Below are 17,951 nucleotides of genomic sequence, written 5' to 3'. Positions count from 1 at the left end.
CCGAGACCCACGCTGCGTTCCGTCCGGGAGGGTGGGTCTCGTCACGTGCCGTGGGTCTCGGCGACCGCTGGGCGCGCTCGGTAGGCTGGATCCCATGAAGATCGCCCGGTTCAGCCACGACGAAGCCATCATGTACGGGATCATCGACGAGCGCGAGCTCGTGGTGCTCGCCGGCGACCCGATGTTCACGGGGTACGAGACCACCGGCGCTCGGGTGCCGCTCGCGGATGCCGCCCTGCTCGCCCCGGTGATCCCGCGGTCGAAGGTGGTCTGCGTCGGCAAGAACTATCACGATCACGCGGCGGAGATGGGGGGAGAGGCTCCCGAGGAGCCCCTGCTGTTCCTCAAGCCGAACACCGCGGTGATCGGCCCCGGAGACGCGATCGTGCGGCCGACCCTCTCCGAGCGCACCGAGTACGAGGGCGAACTGGTCGTCGTGATCGGCAAGATCGCGAAGAACGTCAAGGCCGAGAATGCGCTCGACTACGTGCTCGGCTACACGATCGGCAACGACGTGACCGCTCGCGACCTCCAGCGCAAGGATGGTCAGTGGTCGCGCGCGAAGGGCTTCGACACGTTCTGCCCGCTGGGACCGGTGATCGAGACCGACTTCGACCCGGCGAACGCGACGATCGAGACGCGGGTCAACGGCGAGGTGCGCCAGCACGCCCCGCTCACCGACATGATCCACTCGGTACCGGCGATCATCGAATACGCCTCTGCCGTGTTCACCCTGCTCCCCGGCGATGTCATCATGACCGGCACCCCGGCCGGTGTCGGCACGTTCGCGGCCGGTGACGTCGTCGAGGTCGAGATCTCGGGATTGGGCATTCTGCGCAACACCGCGCGCGACGCCGTTCCCGCGTCATGACCGATGTCGCCCTGACGGCGGCGCAGCAGACGGCGGTCCAGCGGCGCACCGTGCTGGTGCTGTCGTTCGGGCAGGTGCTCGGCGGCATCGCCTTCGGGGCCACGGTCTCGCTCGGCGCGCTTCTCGCTGCCGACATCTCGGGGAACGACGCGCTCTCCGGTTTGGCGACGGCCTCCGTGACCCTGGGAGCGGCGGCATGCGCCATCCCGCTCGCCCGCCTCGCCGCGCGCGTCGGACGCCGTCGCGCGCTCACGCTCGGCAACCTGTTCGCGCTGGTCGGCATCGCGGTGGTGATCCTCGCCGCTGCCCTGCGGATCTTCCCCCTGCTGCTCGCCGGGATCCTGATGATCGGTGCCGGCAATGCGGGAAACCTCCAGTCGCGATTCGCGGCGACCGATCTCGCCGCCCCGCAGCACCGAGGCCGCGACCTGTCGATCGTCGTCTGGTCGACGACCATCGGCGGTGTCGCCGGCCCCCTGCTGCTGGGCCCTGGCGAGATCGTCGGGCAGGCCATCGGGATGCCACCGCAGACGGGCTCGTATCTGTTCTCCTTCGTCGCGCAGTGCGCGGCGCTGCTGCTCTACATCGTCGCGCTGCGTCCTGATCCGCTTCTGGCGGCTCAGCGGCTCGCGAAGGCATCGACCGCGGCCACCGGAGCGGTGGCGGTGGATCGACCGCGGGTCGCCCGCTATGCGATCTTCGCGATCGCCGGCTCTCATGTGGTCATGGCCTCGGTCATGGCCATGACTCCGGTGCACCTGTCGCACATGGCCCACGGCGCCGGGGGCATGGCCGCGAGTCCGGCAGATGTCTCGGCGCTCGTGGGGATCACGATCGCCCTGCACGTCGGTGGCATGTACGCCCTGTCCCCGGTCTTCGGTGTGCTGGCCGACCGGTGGGGCAGGCTCAAGGTCGTTCTGCTCGGACAGGTACTGCTCGCCGGAGCTCTCGCGTTCGCCGTGTTCACGGGTACGGAGGCGTGGGGCGTGATGGTGGCCCTCATCCTGCTGGGGTTGGGGTGGAGCGCGGCGACGGTCGCCGGCGCCGCACTGCTCACCGAGGCTTCGGCGCCCGAGCTGCGCACCCGCAGGCAGGGGCGCAGCGATTCGCTGATGAGCCTCTCGGCTGCCGCCGGGTCTGTGCTCGCAGGTGTGGTGCTGTCGAACTTCCAGTACTCGGGACTCGGCATCGCGGCCTTCGTCCTGGTGGTCGCGATCGTGGCGCTCTCCCCGCTCGCCCGCTCCGGCGTCCGATGAAGGACTGGGTCGGCGTCGGCGAGGCATATTCCGCTTCCTACGCCGCACTCTGCGCAGGGACCTTCTCAGCGATGCAACGCGCACTCGGCGCCCCGAGAGGGCGCAGCCTGCTCGATGTCGGCGCGGGCGACGGCAGACTCGCTGCCGCTTGGGCCGAAGCGGGATGGAGCGTCCAGGCGTGCGAGCCGGAGGAGTCGATGCGTGGGGTGTCGCGCCGCGAACGACCGCAGGTCGACACGATCGATGCGGGGCTGCCGGATCTGCCGTTCGCCGACGGCGCCGTCGATGTGGTGGTCGCGAACTTCGTCCTGAACCATGTCGCCTCTCCGCGCAGGTCAGCCGCCGAGCTGCGGCGCGTGAGCCGTGGCGCCGTGGTCGCGACGACCTGGACACTCTCGCCCTCCTGGTTCTGGGCAGAGGTCACCGAGCGCGCGTGTGTGGCCCCGTTCGCCGGTGCGAAGCTCACGGCCGAAGAGGATTTCGAGCGGACCGCCGACGGCTTCGCGCGGATGCTGCGGGATGCGGGTCTGGAGCGCGTGGTCGTCACCGAGCACGGCTGGACCTGGAACGCGGACCCGGATGTGCTCTGGTATTCGGTCGAAGGGGGCGTCGCCGGGGCTGGTGCTCTCTACGCCCGGCTCGACGCCGATGATCGTCGGCGATTCCGTGCGGCGTTCGAGCGCGTCGTGGATGAGCGCGCTGTGCACGGCGCGCTCCCGCTCGAGCACCGTGCGGCCGTGGCCGTGAGCCTATTTTCCTGAGGGCCCTCCGCCCACCCGCGATGCGACGGCGGTCCCCGTAGAATCGAAGGGCTATGGCTACCCCTCACCCCCTCACCACGACTGTCAGTGGTGCCGACGTCCGCGTCCGCTTCTGCCCCTCGCCGACCGGACTGCCGCACGTCGGCATGGTCCGCACGGCTCTCTACAACTGGGCCTACGCCCGTCACAACGGCGGGAAGATGGTGTTTCGCATCGAGGACACCGACGCCGCCCGTGACAGCGAGGAGAGCTTCCGCCAGCTGGTCGATGCTCTCACCTGGCTCAAGATCGACTGGGATGAGGGCGTCGAGGTCGGCGGACCGCACGCTCCGTACCGGCAGTCCGAGCGTCATGACATCTATCGCGAGGTGATCGACAAGCTCATCGCCACGGGCGCCCTCTACGAGAGCTACTCCACGGCCGAGGAGATCGACGCGCGCAACGAGGCCGCAGGCCGGGCCAAGCAGCTCGGCTACGACAACTACGACCGCGATCTCACCGAGGAGCAGAAGGAGGCGTTCCGCGCCGAGGGTCGCCAGCCTGCGCTGCGCCTGCGGGTGCCGGACGAGGACGTCACCTACGTCGACCTGATCCGCGGCGAGGTCACCTTCCCCGCCGGCTCGTTCCCCGACTTCGTGGTCGTGCGTCCGAACGGCGTGCCGCTGTACACCTTCGTGAACCCGGTCGACGACGCCCTCATGGGCATCACCCACGTGCTGCGTGGCGAGGACCTCATGCCCTCGACCGCACGCCAGCTCTCTCTGTACGCCGCGCTCATCGACGCGGGCGTCACGACGTTCGTGCCGCGCTTCGCGCACATGCCCCTGGTGTTGGGAGAGACCGGCAACAAGAAGCTCTCCAAGCGCGACCCGCAGGCCGACCTGTTCCTGCACCGGGACCGCGGCTTCATCCCCGAGGGGCTGCTCAACTACCTCGCGCTGCTCGGCTGGTCGATCGGTCCCGACCGCGACGTGTTCTCGCTCGACGAGTTCACGGCCGCGTTCGACATCGTCAACGTCAACCCGAACCCGGCCCGCTTCGATCAGAAGAAGGCCGAATCGATCAACGGCGACCACATCCGGATGCTGGGGGAGAAGGACTTCGCCGAGCGCACGATCCCTTACCTCGCCGCGGCCGGTCTGTTCGACGAGCCCACGCACGAGCAGCTGGTGACGGCGTTCCGTGTCGCACCTCTCGTGCAGGAGCGCGTGCAGCTGTTGGGCGAGGTCCCCGGCATGGTGGGCTTCCTGTTCACCGATGAGGTCTCGTACGCCGAGGACGCGCTCAAGGGGCTGCCGGCGAACGCCGCCGAGGTGCTCGATGCCTGCGTCGTCGCGCTCGAGCCGCTGGAGGAGTTCACGCCGGAGAAGATCCAGGAGGCCCTGGCCGCTGAGCTGGTCGAGAAGCTCGAGCTCAAGCCGCGCATCGCCTACGGCCCGCCGCGCGTGGCCATCACGGGCCGCCGGATCTCCCCGCCGCTGTTCGAGTCGATGGAGCTGCTGGGCAAGGAGGAGTCGCTTCGTCGTCTGCGCTCCCTGTCGGCGTTCCTCGCCAGCTGAGGCGCGACGCGCCCGGGCGGCGGATCACGGCCCACCGGTTTTGGTGTTCCGCCGTCGCTCGGGTAGGCTTGATTCTCGGTGCGAGGCTCCGGTTTCGCCCTTGGGGTATGGTGTAATTGGCAACACGACGGTTTCTGGTTCCGTTATTCTTGGTTCGAGTCCAGGTACCCCAGCCAGTCGAAAACCCCCGCTCAGGCGGGGGTTTCGTCGTTTCCGGTCCGGTTTCGCCAGGGCCATTCGGCTGCGTGTCCACCGCGACGACGAAAGCCCTCTGCATCCCGTGTCAGCACAGGATGCAGAGGGCTTTCGTGATGGCGCGTCAGGCCGAGCGGCGGCGCAGGTGGAACAGCCACGTGCCCGCGGCCAGCAGAGTGAGGGCAAGGCCCGTCCAGACCCAGCCGATCGTGCCGTCTGCGCCGGTCGTCGCCAGGGGGTCGGAAGAGCTGTCGGCTTCGGGCTTCGTGTCGGCGCCGTGCCCGTCGCCGGGGCTTCCGTTCCCGGTGCCTCCGTCGCCGCCCTCTCCAGGTGTTCCCGCGTCGACCGCGGCGAACTCCACCGCGGCGAGCACTCTGCTCTGGACGCCGGTCAGCACCAGGTCCGACCCCTCGATGGCGAAGCTGTCGACGCCGCTGGCCGTGACCGTGGAACCCGCGATCCGGAAACCGGCCGCCGGGGTGAGAGTCAGCCGCACCTGGCCCCCACGATCGGCGACGCCCTCTGCGGGCGAGACGGCGCCCCCGCGCACCTCGGTGCGATAGCTGAAGCGCACGGTCTGAGCCTCCACCGCGTCGACGGCAGCCTTCAGCGCGTCGAAGCTCGTACGAAGCTGCTCCTTCGTCGGTGCCGCTGCGGCACCTCGGTCGAGCGGGGCTGCTTCCCCTGCGAGCAGAGCGGCACTGTTCGAGGTCGCCGTGGCGAGCGCCTCGCCGAGGGGCTGATCGAAGACCCGGCCGTTGGCGGCCTCGACCTCGTTCGCGTTCATCAGCTCGGTGGCGTACTCCACGGCCTGGGAGAGCGCGGCGTTCTCGGCGGTGGAGTCGTCCGCCGCGAACAGGGCGGCGACCTCGGTTCCGGTCAACGCCGTGTCCCACATCCGTAGGTCGTCCATGTCGAGACCGATGCCGTAGCTCTTGCTCCCGTCGACGCCTACGAGCATGTTCAGACCACTGGTCATGCTGCCGATGCCCGCGATGCTCATCTCCTTGGCCAGCACGCCGTCCAGGTAAGTGCTAGCCACGTTGCGCGTGCGATCCACGGTCACGGTCATGTGGTGCCAGGAACCCCGGTAGTCGCCGACATCTCCGGTCGCGTATACGCCGTTCGTGCCGTCGCCGAGCGTGAACTCGAGCTTGCCGGTGTCGGTTCCCTCCGGCGCGAGGTTGATGCCGGAGCGGTACCAGTTCGCCCAGTTCTTGTTGCTGATGATCGCGCCGTAACCGCTGACTCCTGTGACCTTCGTCCAGAAGCCGATGGTGAGGTCCTTGTCCGTGCCGAGATCGAACTCGGGGCGGGACCCGAGGTCGATGAAGTTGCTCGCGCCGCCGCCGATGCGCACCGCCGTTCCCGAGGCGCCGGGGCGATCGGTGTCGATATAGGAGACCGATCCGACCGGCTTCGCGGCGGGAGCCGTGCCCGCATGTGTGCCGGTGTCTCCGAGATCGCCCTCGAAGGCGAGGTGCAGGAACTCACCGTCAGGCGCAGGAGAGGGCGCCTCCGGGAAGTCGGGGAAGACGAGCTCGCCTGCCGTGCGCACGATGCCGGTCAGCGGTTCGGACGCGTTCTGGAAGTCATCGTAGGCGGTGACCGTGACGGTGTAGTTCTTCGCCGCCTTCAGGCCACGGATGTCGAAGCCCATCGTGTTCGGGGTCATGTAGAACCGCGAGTACGCCTTGAACGATCCGGCGACGGACTTCGGGGCGTTGCTTCCGAAGTCGGGCACCTGATTCGCGGTGAACGGTACGCGGTTGCCGGCCTGGTCGCGGATCTCGACCTCGTAGTAATTCACGAGCTCGTCGTCCTTCGCCTGGTCGAAGCTCAGCGTGAGGGACTCCTCTGCGATGTCGCGCGCGGTCACGGCAGCGGCACCCCACCACGGTGCGACCCTGCTGCGCTGATCAGCGGTGTACGTGAAGCCGCTCTTGCCCTCGGTGGTGTCGATGACCCAGGGCATGCCGATCCACCGTTGATGGGTGACATCGAAGCGGCGGATGACCGTGCGTCCGTCGGTGAGCACGGACACGAAGTTCGCGCTCTTCTGCGGGACCCCGGCGGCGGCATCACCCTGGTTGCCGCCGAAGTAGCCACCGCCGATGAAGTCAGCGGGAACGTCTTGGTAGATGTAGTTCATCGACGCGTTCTCGTAGACGGTGAAGTCCTTCTGGAAGATGCTCGTCTCCGGGTTCGACGAGAAGTGGGTGTGCGCGGAACCCAGCATCACCTGCGGGTAGTCCGCGAGGATGCGCTGCAGATCGGGGCCGGCCATGTCGTAGTCGGCATGGAAGGGGCCACCGAGCGAGGTGCCGGCGTACCCGCTGTGGATCGACACGAAGATCGGCGAGGCCGGGTCGTAGTCGGGCTTCGCCGCGATCTCCTGGAGCGTGCTGCGGAGGTAGGCCTGGTAGCCGGAGCGCTGCCCGCTGTATCCGAACGTGCTCGTGCCGTTGTAGTCGAGGCCGATGAAGTCGATGCCCTCGATCGTCGTGTGGAAGTTGCTCACGTAGCCGGTGTCGGCGTTCGGGTAGAACCACTCCGGCGCACCGGCGGGCGCGTTCGAGCGTGCGGCCTCGAACGTCGTGCCCATCAGATCGGCGATGTCGTGGTTGCCCTGTGTCAGAAGCACCTGCGACTCAGGGAACGTCTCGCGCATGACGCGTTCGACCGCGCGGTACCAGCCGGCGACCTTCTCGCTGTCGCCGGCGAGGTGAGCGGAGTACTCGGGATCGTTCGCGCCGACGACGTCGCCGTTGTCGACGACGACGCGGGGTTCGAACCCCTTCGCCTCTGCCCAGGAGCGCAGCGCCTGGAAGTGCGGCTTCGCCCCCTCGTAGGCGACCTGTTCCGATGTCTTGTCGGCCGTGGCGGAGCCGCCGAGCTCGGTGTCGGACATCGTGATGAACTCGAGCGTCGCCTCCGCATCGTTGTAGGCGTCGTTCGCGGCCTCGATGCGCTGCGGCGTCATCGGCTCTGAGGCAGGAAGGGAGGCGGGGTCGGCCAGCGGTGCGATCGCCGCGGCCGGCAGGGCGGGCAGGAGCAGGGTGAGCGCTGCAGCGGCGGCGATCACCCCTCCGCCCAGAGCACGGCGCCGTGCCGGTTCGGGGCGGGGGCGCGTCGTCATCGGATCATCAGGGGTAGGCATGGAGCTTCCTCACGGGGTGTTGTCGGGTGCGGACGGGGAGAGAACGGACGAGCGGGTCAGGGGAGCGCGGGCTCGCGGGCCATCACCGAGGCCACCCACGCGGCGGTCACAGGGCGGAGGTCGGGGAGGCACGCGGTCGCGCCGCTCGTGGCGCGCAGGTCGGCTCGTACCTGTACGACCCGGCTTCCGGCCGCGACGGCGGCCCGGACTCCGACCTCCGAGTCCTCGAACACCAGGCAGGTGCCGGGGTCGATGCCGAGCAGATCGAATGCCTGCAGATAGGGCTCGGGATCCGGCTTCGTGTGCTGCACGTCATCAGCCGTGACGACGACGTCGAATGCGCCCAGAGCGAGGCTTTCGGCGACCGCATCGACCCAGCGGTGCGTCGAGCTCGTCACCAGCGCGATGCGGATCCCTTCTCCGCGGAGGTGTCCGAGCGCTTCCTCGGCACCGGAGACCCACGACAGGCGGTCGGCGAAGGTGTCGATCGTGAGCGCCTCGAGGTCGGCGGCGACCTCGGCGGCTCGGGCGGACAGGCCGCCGACCTCGATCAGCGCGCGGGCGGCCTCGATGCTGGAGAGACCCTCGAACTCGACGAGCTGTGCAGACGAGACCGCCGCGCCGTCGAGCGCGAGCCGGGCGCGGATCGCGTCGAGCCACAGCCGCTCGCTGTCGACGAGCGTGCCGTCGAGGTCGAAGAGCACGGCAGCAGGCCACGCGTAAGGGCGGTGATCGGAGGAGGGCGTCGACGGGGTCACGGGTTGATTACCCCGCCTGACGGTGTGCAGAGGAGGGCGCGCAGATGAACGGCGACGGAACGATCGGTGTCTCCGGGCGCGACACGCGGGACAACTGTGAACTGCTGTCCCGTTCGCGCGATCGCGGGCCTCGTGGCGCACCTAGTCTGAGACGGTGCCACCGGTGAACCCGCGCCCCCATCGCGAGATCATGAGCGACCTGATGACCAGGATCATCGACGGAGAGTTCGCCCCGGATTCCCGGCTCCCGTCCGAGACGAAGCTGGGGCACCATTACGGTTCCACTCGGGGAACGGTGCGCCGAGCGCTCGCGGGGCTCGAAGAGCGAGGGCTGGTGTCGCCGGTTCAGGGTACGGGCTGGATCGTGCGTTCAGGGCGTCCGAGCCAGTCGTTCGACGAGCTGCGGTCGTTCGCCCAGTGGGCGCGGTCGAAGGGGATGACACCCGGAGGGCTGGTGCGGCGCAAGGAGTTCGGAGAAGCGACAGCGGCCGAGGCGCGCCGTCTGTGGGTGAGCCCGAGGGCACGGGTGCTCCGCGTGACGAGGACGCGCAGCATCGACGGGCGCGACGTCATGCTGGAGCGCACCTCCTATCCCGACTGGATCGCCGATCGGGTCGCCGCGATCGCCGACGACGAAGCCTCGGTCGTCGAGGCGCTCACTCGCGACTTCGGCGTCGTGACCGCCTTCGCCGAGCACGCCATCGACGCCGTCCCGGTCTCCAGCGCGGACGCCACCCTGCTCGGGGTCCGTCGCGCGAGCCCGTTGCTGCGGGTGAGACGCGTGAGCTACGCCTCGGCCGGTGAACCGATCGAGTACGGAGAGGATCGCTACCTTCCGGATGCCGTGACGTTCCTGGTCACGGCGTCGCGGGAGAGCACGCCGCTCACGCGTACCGAGTTCTCGCAGTAGATCCGGGGCCTGCCCGGGTGCCAGGCCCGCGTCGCGTCCGGCGACGTCGAGGGCGCCGAGTAATGTGAATACGTGACAGGAACACGAGCAGAAGCGGCATTCTCCCGCGCTGTCACCGCTTTCAGCACTCCGACGCTCGATCTGCTGCATGGTCGCTTCGCGCCCTTCGTGGTGGCGTCGCTCTCGCTTCTGTTCACCGCCGACCGGGCATCCATCCCGATCGCCGATGCGCAGGCCGAGCTCTCCGAGATCCTCGACGAGTTGCGGGGAGCGGGCGACGAGGAGGACGACCGTCGCGTGCCGGCGGGGACGGGACGCGACGTCGCCAGGAACTGGGTGCGTCTGGGCTGGCTGGTGCAGCAGATCGATGAGGACATCGAGGTGTACCGGCTGTCCGCGCACGCGGTGGAGGCCCTCGAGATCGCGGGACGCACGGGCGGAGGCCGCACGCGTGTCTCCAACTCACGGGTGCGCACGCTCCTCGAAGCCGTGGAGCATCTGGCCGACAGTGCCGAGGCCGATCCCCTCCGCCGGCTCGCCCGTCTGCGTGAGGAGCGCGCCGCGCTCGACGCCGAGATCGACCGGATCGAGGAGGCGGGCCGGGCCGATCCGCTGGACGACGAAGAGCTCTACGAGGAAGCCGAGAACGTGCTGCATCTGGCGCGCGAGCTCCCGGCCGACTTCACGCGGGTCGCCGAGTCCCTCAAGCTGATGCAGCGCGACGTCGTCGCCCATCTGCGCCGGGACGAGCGGCCGACGGGTGAGGTGCTCCGCGAATATCTTCAGCGCGCGCAGGACGTGATGAACTCGACGCCGGAGGGGCGCGCGTTCGCCGGTGCCCTGCGACTCATCGGCGATCCGGACCGCATCGACGCGCTCACCGAACAGCTGCACGGCCTGCTCCGGCAGCCCTTCGCCCGCATGCTCGACGCCACCCAGCGTGCCGAACTGGATGCGATCGGGCGTCGGGTGGAACTCGGCGTCGAGGAGGTCCTCGCCGCGCAGCGGCGGGCATCCCACGTCATCACCGGCCAGGTGAAGACCCATGATCCGCTGCGCGACCGTCAGATCGACGACCTGCTCCGCGACGTCATCGCCGCGCTCCACGTCTGGGACGGCACGGGGGCGAGCGCCGCGCCGGTGCGCAGTCTCCCGCTCATCGACCTGGGGCACCTCAGACAGACGGTGAGCAGCATCCGCCCTCCCGCCGTCCCCGCCCCGCTCGCAGATGCGGACGATGTCGAGTTCCCTGACGTCGACACGCGAGCGTGGGGTGGTCCGAGGTACGCGGAGCTCGAAGAATACGTCGCGGGTCTCGGCCCGGAGTTCGACCTCGCCGCCGCGTTCGAGGACGCCGCCGACGACACCCGCCGGCCCGTCGACCTCGTCGGACTGCTCGAGATCGCTCATCGCAACGGCATGACCGAGAGCGATGCGGTCTCGGTCGTCGAGGCGCTGCGTCCCGACGGCTCGACACGACGTTTTGCGTTCGGCGCCGTCACAGCGCGCAACCCGAAGGAAGAAGCACATGCCTGAAGAGAGCCTCGTGACGCAGGCGCCGGTGGACGATGCGTTCATCGCCCCCGTCCCGATGGAAGACGACATCGAGGAGCATTTCGCGGGTGATCGAGGAACGCTCGATCCCGAGATCCGACGACTGCTCGCGCACATCCTCCAGCGTCGTTTCATCGCCGCGGAGCGCAATCGTCGGGAGTGGACGCTCCTGCTCGACCACCAGCAGGTGATCGAGTCGCGGCTGAACGACCTCTACCTCCGCCTGGTCGTCGACCACGGTCGCGGATTCGCCTACAAGCAGCAGCTGCGCTCCGATGAGATCGACATGCCGGTGCTGCTGAAGGACGCGCCCTACACGCGAGCCGAGACCCTGGTGCTGGTGCATCTTCGCACGGTGTATCAGCGCGAGTCCGCCGCCGGCGAGGCATCCGTGCGCATCGACATCGAAGACCTCGAGCAGACGGTGCTCAGCTACTTCACCGACGTCGACGGAGGTACGGCCCGACAGCAGAAGGCCATCCGCAACGCGATGGACCGTCTGGATCGAGAAGGCATCGTCCAGGAGGAGACCAGTGGGCGCTATCGGATCAGTGCGCTCGTCGAGGTCGTTCTCAGCGCCGAGACCCTGAAAGAGCTTCGCGATTGGCTGCGGTCGCAGGAAGAGGTGGAACGATGACCATGGTCGACACGCTCTTCGGACTCATCCCCGCGGGTTCGCGGGGACAGCAGTGGGTCGCGGAGGAGCTGCAGCTGATCAACTGGGGCGGATACGACGCCGGCCCCCATCGTGTGCGCTTCTCACCCGACGCGACCCTGCTCTGCGGGGGTTCGGGCTCCGGCAAGTCCACTCTCATGGATGCATACATCGCCTTGATGATGCCCCACACGACGCCGTTCAACGGCGCCTCGAACGGCGGAGTGACGGGTCGCCCTCGCGGCGACGAGCAGCGGAACATCCTCTCCTACGGGCGCGGGAAGATCGACGAATCCCGCACCGAGGACGGCACGAAGCTGCGTGTGCTCCGCGGCGACGGCGAAGACACATGGAGTGCGATCGCGACGACGTGGCTCGATCACGACGGATCGCGTTTCACCGCGGTGCGCGCGTGGTACATCCCTGCGGATGCCCGCACTCTGGAGGACACGACCAGGGTGAGGGCCACCGTGAACGGGTCATTCGATCTGGGGCTTCTGGAGAGGGCGGCCACGCAGAGGCTCTCCGATGCGTCGGTACGGGCGACGGGACTGGAGACCCTGGCGACGGACCGCGAGTTCTCGGCGCGTCTGCAGGCGGTGCTCGGCATCGGGGCGGCAGGTTCCGGTGCGAAGGCGATCAGCCTCCTGGCGAGGATCCAGGCGGGGCAGCAGATCACGACGGTCGACGATCTGTACAAGAAGCTCGTGTTGGAAGAGCCTGAGACCATGGCCACCGCCGACGCCGTCGTGGCGCATTTCGACGAGCTCGAGAGCACGCGCACGAGAATGCTCACCGCGAAGCAGCAGGTGAGCGCGCTCGAGCCGATCCGCGGGATCAAGGACCGCATCGCCGCGGCCGCCGAACGCGTGCGGGTGATCGACGAGGTCGGCGTCTTCACCGATCCCTCCTCGCTCGCCGCGCTCTGGAACGCGCAGCGGCGTCTGGACCTGCTGCGCGAGGTCGAGGTCGAGCTGGGGGATCGCACCCGCGCGCTCAGCCTCGCCGTCCGCGAGAAACGCGCGCTCGTCGATGCCGCCGATCTCGAGCGTGAAGGTCTCCTCGATGTGCTGCGGCAGTCCGGCGGCGACCGCCTGGAGACCGCACAGCGTGAGCTGCGCGTGGCCGAGCGTCGTCTGGAAGACGTCCGGCGGGAGAGGGCGAAGTTCGACGCGATCGCCGAGGAGCTCGGGGTGGAGGTCGAAACCGCCGCGCAGTTCGATGCCTTCGTGGCCGGCGCCCGTGGCTCGTCGCCGAAGTCCGACATCCGCGACGCGCGTGCGGCCTTCGCGGATGCGGAGACGGCGCGCAGGAGCGCCGAGTCCGAGATGCGGCGTCTGCGCGACGAACGCGAGAGGACCGTCCGCGTGCGCGGCAGCATCCCCGCGCACCTCGACGAATCACGCGCACTGCTCGCACAGGCGGTCGGACTCTCGCCATCGGATCTTCCGTTCGTCGGGGAGCTCATCGAGGTGCGCACGGAGTTCGAGCCGTGGCGCGAGGCCTTCAACCTCGCGCTCGGCGGCTTCGCGAGGACGCTTCTGATCGACGCCGAGCATCTGGCAGAGTTCCGTTCCGCCATCAACGCGGTGCGCACCCCGGAACGGCTCAACTACGAGGGCGTCCAGACAGGGCTCCCCGAGATGCGGGGCGCCGACCCGAAGACGCTCCCCGGGCGGCTCGACCACCTGCCCACGCCCTTCACCGGCTGGCTCCAGCAGAGACTCCAGGACCGCTTCGGGTACGTCTGCGTGGACTCGTCGTCGCAGCTGAGCGCGCATCAGAGAGCGCTCACCATCAGCGGTCAGATCTCTCAGGGGAGTCGCGGCGCGCACGGTGGGCAGGGCCGCGCCAACATGCTGGGCTTCACCAACGACCGTCGTCTGCGTGAGATCGACGAGCAGCTGCGGCAGCTGAGCGCTCGGCATGACGAGTGCGCCGCCTCTGCGGCGGACGCCGAGGCGGCCCTCGACCGGATCGAGGCGCGGTCGACCGCGTTCGCGAGGATCGATGACCTGACCTGGGAGCAGATCGATGTCGCCGCGGTGGAGGCGGAGCGAGAGCGCTGGGTCGCCGTCGAAGCCGAGGTCACCACGGCCAGCCCCGAGATCGGCCAGCTCCGGCGCCAAGCCGACGAACTGAGGACTCGGGCGGCCCGGCTCCGCGACGACGAGGCGCGACTGAGCAATGAGCTCGCACAGACGCAGGATCACTGGGGCCAGGTCACCGACGACGTCGATGCGTGTCAGAGCGTCATCGATGCGGCTGCGGCATCGGGACTCGAGATGGGCGAGCGGCACGCATCGTTCCTCGATGGTCGATTCCTGCATTCCGAGACGGGGGACACCCCGTCCGCGGCGGAGCGACTGGCGCACCTGGACACCGCGCTGAGAACCGCGGCCCAACGCCTGCACGAGGATCGCCGCGAGGCCGCCGAGGCGCACGAGCAGCAGCGTGAGAGCATGCGGCGACTCATGACCGGGTTCCTGGAGCGATGGGACAATCTGACGCTCCTGCCGGATCCGGACGCGTCGGTCGGGGAGTTCGAGAGCATTCTGGAGGCGCTCCAGACCAATGGACTGCATGAGCTGGAGACCGAGTGGCGCGACAGCCTCCTCAAGCTCTCCGGCAACGATCTGACGAGTCTCGACTCGACGCTCAGCCGTTCGCTGCGCGAGATCAAGGATCGCATCGATCCCATCAACCGCATCATGGAGGAGCTGCCCTTCTACGATGACGACCACCGCCTGCAGATCACCCCGCGCGAGAATCAGACGGAGGCGCGCAAGCGCTTCCGACGTGAGCTCCGCGAGGTGCGGGGGCTGATCGATGCGGCCTCGACCGACGCGGAACGGGAGGCCGTGTATCGCAAGATGAGCCGCCTCATCGCCCGGATGCGTCGGACGGCGCCCGATTTCGCCGAACTCATCGACGTGCGAAACCACGTGCGGGTGAGCGCGGAGCGGGTCACCGCCGCGACACGCGAGCACGTCGCGCTCTACGATCACATCGGCGAGAAATCCGGAGGGGAATCCCAGGAGCTCGTCGCGTTCATCGTCGGCGCCGCTCTGCGCTACCAGCTCGGAGACGCGGGGGCGGCACGGCCGCGCTACGCGCCGGTCTTCATGGACGAAGCTCTGATCAAGGCGGATGCCCACTTCACCAAGCGCGCGATCGGCGCCTGGAGAGGACTCGGCTTCCAACTCGTGATCGGTGCGCCGAACGACAAGTACAGCGCGATCGAGCCGCACGTCGATGTCGAGTACAACATCCTCAAAGACACGCGCGGTCGCTCCTGGGCGAAGGCGAAGGTGGGTCTTCCGCAGGCGGCGGTCTGAGGAGAGGCGATCTGAGGCGGCCGGTCGTCCGCGTCGCTACTCGCACTCCCCGAGGAAGCCGAGGTAGCAGACGGCCTCGTGGGTGACCGCCGCTTCATAGTCGTCGTTGGACACCTGCCGTGTCGCAGTCTCGGGCGTGCGGGTGAGGTGGCCGAAATCACCGAGTGAGGCGACGACCGAGCCCTCCGAATCCGCCGCGCGCATGCGGTCGATCTCGGCGCGGTGCTGTCCGCAGAGGGTCACGGCCGCAGGAACGAGTTCGACGCCGGCGCAGGCTCCGGCGTACTGGAGCTCCATCGCATCGATGCAGTCCGTCCAGTCCTGGTCGACGGCGCACGGGCTCACTCCGTCGTCCGACACGAGGTACAGGCCGGTCTCGTACTCCTCGCTGTGGAACGTCTCCGGCTTCTCCGGCGTATCGACCTTCGTCCAGTGACGAGCGGTCGTGAAGGCCACCACCACGATGATGACCGCGATCAGCAGCAGTGCACCGACGATCGAAAGCGCCACCCAGAGGCCGACCCGGCTCTTCTTCTGCGGCTCGCCGGAGGTCGGCGTTTTCGAAATCCTTTTCTTCCTCGACGANGTGACGAGCGGTCGTGAAGGCCACCACCACGATGATGACCGCGATCAGCAGCAGTGCACCGACGATCGAAAGCGCCACCCAGAGGCCGACCCGGCTCTTCTTCTGCGGCTCGCCGGAGGTCGGCGGAACGGCGTGGCCGGCGTATTCCGCCGGGCCTCCGCCGTAGGCCGGGGGAGCGGATGCGGACGTGGCTGCCCGCGCGAAGTCATGCCCGCCGAGGGGAATCGTCTCGGCGGTCGGGGAGGCGTCCGGCGTCGAGGAGGCGTCGACGGCAGGCGCCGCCGTCTGCGGGTTCGTGGACAGCCAGTACTCGTACCAGCTCCGGCTGGCCTGCGGGTCGGCGGCGACCTGCTGCGCCTCGGCATCCGTGAGCTGGATGCCCAGTCCCTGCCGGGAGACGGCGTGCAGCAGGGAGGAACGGAATTCTTCGAAAGACAGCGCCATGCTCGTGATGATGGCAGATACCGGGTCGTCCGACAATCCGGTCCCGAACGGCGATGTCGCAGGCATCGGGAAGAATGTCGAGGTGATCGGAATGAGGAGCTTCTGGAACGCGCTGCCCACCGAGGGGCGCTGGTTGCTGTCGACCGTGGCCGTTCAGACGCTCGGGCGCGGAATGACACTGCCGTTCACGATCATCTACTTCCACGAGGTGCGCGGTTTCGACCTCGGCATCTCGGGGGCGCTGATGAGTCTCATCGCGATCACGGGTCTGGTCGTGACCGGACCAGGGGGAACCCTCATCGACCGCTTCGGCGCACGGCGGGTGCTGATCGTGGGACTGCTGTCGATGATCGTCGGATGCACGCTTCTCGCCTACGCCACGCACCCGGCGGTCGCCGCGGTCGCCGTCATGCTCATCGGCGTGAACTTCGGGGTGTCCTGGCCGGGGTTCAACGCACTCATCGCCACCGTGGTCGAGGGGGAGGTGCGCCAGCAGTACTTCGGCGTCAACTTCGCACTGGTGAATCTCGGGATCGGCGTCGGAGGAGTGATCGGCGGCTTCTTCGTCGATGTCGCCGATCCCGCCACCTTCACGACCATCTTCCTCGTCGACGCGGCGAGCGGCCTGATCCCGCTCGCTCTGATTCTCGGGCCGCTCCGCCACGTGCGCACGCAGCATGAGGCAGCGGTCGACGCCCCGCCCGTCGGGGGATACCGGGAGATCCTGCGTCGCCCCGCCGTGCTGTGGTTGACCCTTCTCACGTTCCTGTCTGTCTTCATCGGATACGGGCAGATGGAGGCCGGCTTCCCGGCTTTCGCGCGACAGGTCTCCGAGGTCTCCACCCAGGTCGTCGGCATCTCGTTCGCCGTGAACACCGCGGTCATCGTGCTGCTGCAGTTCGCCGTCCTGAAACTGATCACCGGCAAGAGGCGCACCAGGGTCATGCAGGTGATGGCGCTCATCTGGGCGCTGTCGTGGGTGCTGCTCGGGGCGACCGGATTCCTGCCGGGCACTCTGGTCGCGGCGATAGGGGTGATCGCCTACATGGGCGTCTTCGCGTTCGGGGAGACGATGCTGCAGCCCACCGTCCCCGCGATCTACAACGACCTGGCCTCCGACCGTACTCGCGGTCGCTACAACGCCATCAATTCCGCGGCGTTCCAGGGCGGTGCCATCATGGGGCCGCTCGTCGCCGGCATCCTGCTCGGCGGCGGGCTGGAGGGCTGGTTCATCGGCCTGATGATCGCGGGGAGCCTCGCTGTCGGGCTGCTGGCCCTGGTGCTCGAACGCGCGGTCGACCCGGCGGCCAACGGAGTCGTCGACATCCATCGAATGGAGGAGCCCGACGAGGCCCGCACGCAATAGGCTCCGATCATGGCTCTGGAGTCTCTTTTCCTCCGACTGGATCGGATCGCCGGCGGGCGGCAGGCGGGCGTCGCCATCAGCGAGGCCGACCGCACGCACCCCAAGACCGTGCGTGCGTTCACCTGGATCATCTGGCTCCTGGTCGTCGAGCTGATCCTCGGGGTCGGCGCCGTCGCCGTCGCACTCGCGTTGGCAGTTGACGGCGCGTCGGTCTCGTTCGCCGTCTGGATGCGCACGCTCGTCGTGCTGGCGATGACCGCGACCCTGTTCTACTTCGCGTGGCGGGCGCAGCGCGGATGGCGGTGGGCGTATCAGCGCCTGCGCCTGTTCGCGCAGATCTTCCCGGTGATCACGCTCGTGATGGCGGCGATTCCCGGGCTCTACCCGCTCTGGATGGTGTCGGAGCAGATCGTGTTCAGCCTGATCATGATCGGTATCGCCGACTTCCTGACGAGCGATCACATGCGCAGCACCTTCGCGACGCCCCGCACCGAGCCCGACGGGGAATAGCACGACGGCACCCCGCCACGCCACTCCC

At 68.5% G+C, this 17,951-nt stretch carries 13 protein-coding genes and 1 tRNA gene; 11 read left to right on the top strand and 3 right to left on the bottom strand.

The genetic code is table 11. The features are described 5' to 3' along the window. Positions 1 to 94: 94 nt before the first annotated feature. The 5 genes from D514_RS33685 to D514_RS33665 all read left to right on the top strand — a co-directional run bounded on the left by D514_RS33685 (position 95) and on the right by D514_RS33665 (position 4,623). Positions 95 to 871 carry a fumarylacetoacetate hydrolase family protein gene (locus D514_RS33685; protein ID WP_017830796.1) on the top strand — a complete coding sequence of 259 codons (777 nt, stop codon included), beginning with the start codon at positions 95 to 97 and terminating at the stop codon, positions 869 to 871. Then, a complete protein-coding gene (locus D514_RS33680; protein ID WP_017830795.1) occupies positions 868 to 2,127 on the top strand; it encodes an MFS transporter in 1,260 nt (419 codons plus the stop codon). Before D514_RS33685 ends, D514_RS33680 begins: the two co-directional genes overlap by 4 nt. 71 nt (positions 2,128 to 2,198) lie before the next feature. Then, on the top strand, positions 2,199 to 2,888 hold the full coding sequence (locus D514_RS33675) for a class I SAM-dependent methyltransferase (RefSeq protein WP_236610973.1): 690 nt from the start codon (positions 2,199 to 2,201) through the stop codon (positions 2,886 to 2,888). A gap of 53 nt (positions 2,889 to 2,941) precedes the next feature. Continuing rightward, positions 2,942 to 4,447 (top strand): glutamate--tRNA ligase, encoded by a 1,506-nt coding sequence (gltX, locus tag D514_RS33670; protein WP_017830793.1) that lies wholly within the window; start codon positions 2,942 to 2,944, stop codon positions 4,445 to 4,447. Positions 4,448 to 4,548: 101 nt separating this feature from the next. Continuing rightward, positions 4,549 to 4,623 (top strand) — tRNA-Gln (locus D514_RS33665). A gap of 143 nt (positions 4,624 to 4,766) precedes the next feature. Here the strand turns inward: D514_RS33665 and D514_RS33660 are convergent. Further along, positions 4,767 to 7,802, bottom strand: a complete 3,036-nt coding sequence (locus D514_RS33660; RefSeq protein ID WP_144053054.1) for a LamG domain-containing protein — start codon at positions 7,800 to 7,802, stop codon at positions 4,767 to 4,769. 56 nt (positions 7,803 to 7,858) lie between these two features. Beyond that, positions 7,859 to 8,560: an HAD family phosphatase gene (locus D514_RS0119615; RefSeq protein WP_186004849.1), complete on the bottom strand. Its 702-nt coding sequence runs from the start codon at positions 8,558 to 8,560 to the stop codon at positions 7,859 to 7,861. A 154-nt stretch (positions 8,561 to 8,714) separates the two neighbouring features. Here D514_RS0119615 and D514_RS33655 point away from each other — a divergent pair, with 154 nt between their 5' ends. The 4 genes from D514_RS33655 (at position 8,715) to D514_RS33640 (ending at position 15,017) form a co-directional block, all read left to right on the top strand. After that, entirely contained in the window at positions 8,715 to 9,470 is a 756-nt protein-coding gene (locus D514_RS33655) for a GntR family transcriptional regulator (protein WP_236610972.1), read from the top strand. A gap of 72 nt (positions 9,471 to 9,542) precedes the next feature. Further along, positions 9,543 to 11,006, top strand: a complete 1,464-nt coding sequence (locus D514_RS33650; RefSeq protein ID WP_017830789.1) for a DUF3375 domain-containing protein — start codon at positions 9,543 to 9,545, stop codon at positions 11,004 to 11,006. After that, positions 10,999 to 11,661: a DUF4194 domain-containing protein gene (locus D514_RS33645; protein WP_017830788.1), complete on the top strand. Its 663-nt coding sequence runs from the start codon at positions 10,999 to 11,001 to the stop codon at positions 11,659 to 11,661. The genes D514_RS33650 and D514_RS33645 overlap by 8 nt, the downstream gene beginning before the upstream one ends. After that, positions 11,658 to 15,017 (top strand): ATP-binding protein, encoded by a 3,360-nt coding sequence (locus D514_RS33640; RefSeq protein WP_017830787.1) that lies wholly within the window; start codon positions 11,658 to 11,660, stop codon positions 15,015 to 15,017. Before D514_RS33645 ends, D514_RS33640 begins: the two co-directional genes overlap by 4 nt. A gap of 36 nt (positions 15,018 to 15,053) precedes the next feature. Here D514_RS33640 and D514_RS33635 read toward each other — a convergent pair whose 3' ends face one another. Beyond that, positions 15,054 to 15,527 (bottom strand): hypothetical protein, encoded by a 474-nt coding sequence (locus D514_RS33635; protein ID WP_017830786.1) that lies wholly within the window; start codon positions 15,525 to 15,527, stop codon positions 15,054 to 15,056. Positions 15,528 to 15,790: 263 nt separating this feature from the next. Between D514_RS33635 and D514_RS33630 the strand changes: the two genes are divergently transcribed. Next, a complete protein-coding gene (locus D514_RS33630; RefSeq protein ID WP_236610971.1) occupies positions 15,791 to 17,413 on the top strand; it encodes an MFS transporter in 1,623 nt (540 codons plus the stop codon). 9 nt (positions 17,414 to 17,422) lie between these two features. Further along, positions 17,423 to 17,923 (top strand): hypothetical protein, encoded by a 501-nt coding sequence (locus tag D514_RS33625; protein ID WP_017830783.1) that lies wholly within the window; start codon positions 17,423 to 17,425, stop codon positions 17,921 to 17,923. The last annotated feature ends 28 nt before the right edge of the window (positions 17,924 to 17,951 follow it).

The sequence above is a fragment of the Microbacterium sp. UCD-TDU genome, assembly GCF_000340625.1.
Taxonomy (GTDB): Bacteria; Actinomycetota; Actinomycetes; order Actinomycetales; family Microbacteriaceae; genus Microbacterium; species Microbacterium maritypicum.
Note: the sequence above shows the minus strand (reverse complement) of the source record. Positions and strands in the feature narration are given on the sequence as shown.

Coding starts and splice junctions, on each gene's coding strand:
- D514_RS33685 (WP_017830796.1), top strand. CDS start 95: ATGAAGATCGCCCGGTTCAGCCACGACGAAGCCATCATGTACGGGATC.
- D514_RS33675 (WP_236610973.1), top strand. CDS start 2,199: ATGCAACGCGCACTCGGCGCCCCGAGAGGGCGCAGCCTGCTCGATGTC.
- gltX (WP_017830793.1), top strand. CDS start 2,942: ATGGCTACCCCTCACCCCCTCACCACGACTGTCAGTGGTGCCGACGTC.
- D514_RS33660 (WP_144053054.1), bottom strand. CDS start 7,802: ATGCCTACCCCTGATGATCCGATGACGACGCGCCCCCGCCCCGAACCG.
- D514_RS33645 (WP_017830788.1), top strand. CDS start 10,999: ATGCCTGAAGAGAGCCTCGTGACGCAGGCGCCGGTGGACGATGCGTTC.
- D514_RS33625 (WP_017830783.1), top strand. CDS start 17,423: ATGGCTCTGGAGTCTCTTTTCCTCCGACTGGATCGGATCGCCGGCGGG.
- D514_RS33680 (WP_017830795.1), top strand. CDS start 868: ATGACCGATGTCGCCCTGACGGCGGCGCAGCAGACGGCGGTCCAGCGG.
- D514_RS33640 (WP_017830787.1), top strand. CDS start 11,658: ATGACCATGGTCGACACGCTCTTCGGACTCATCCCCGCGGGTTCGCGG.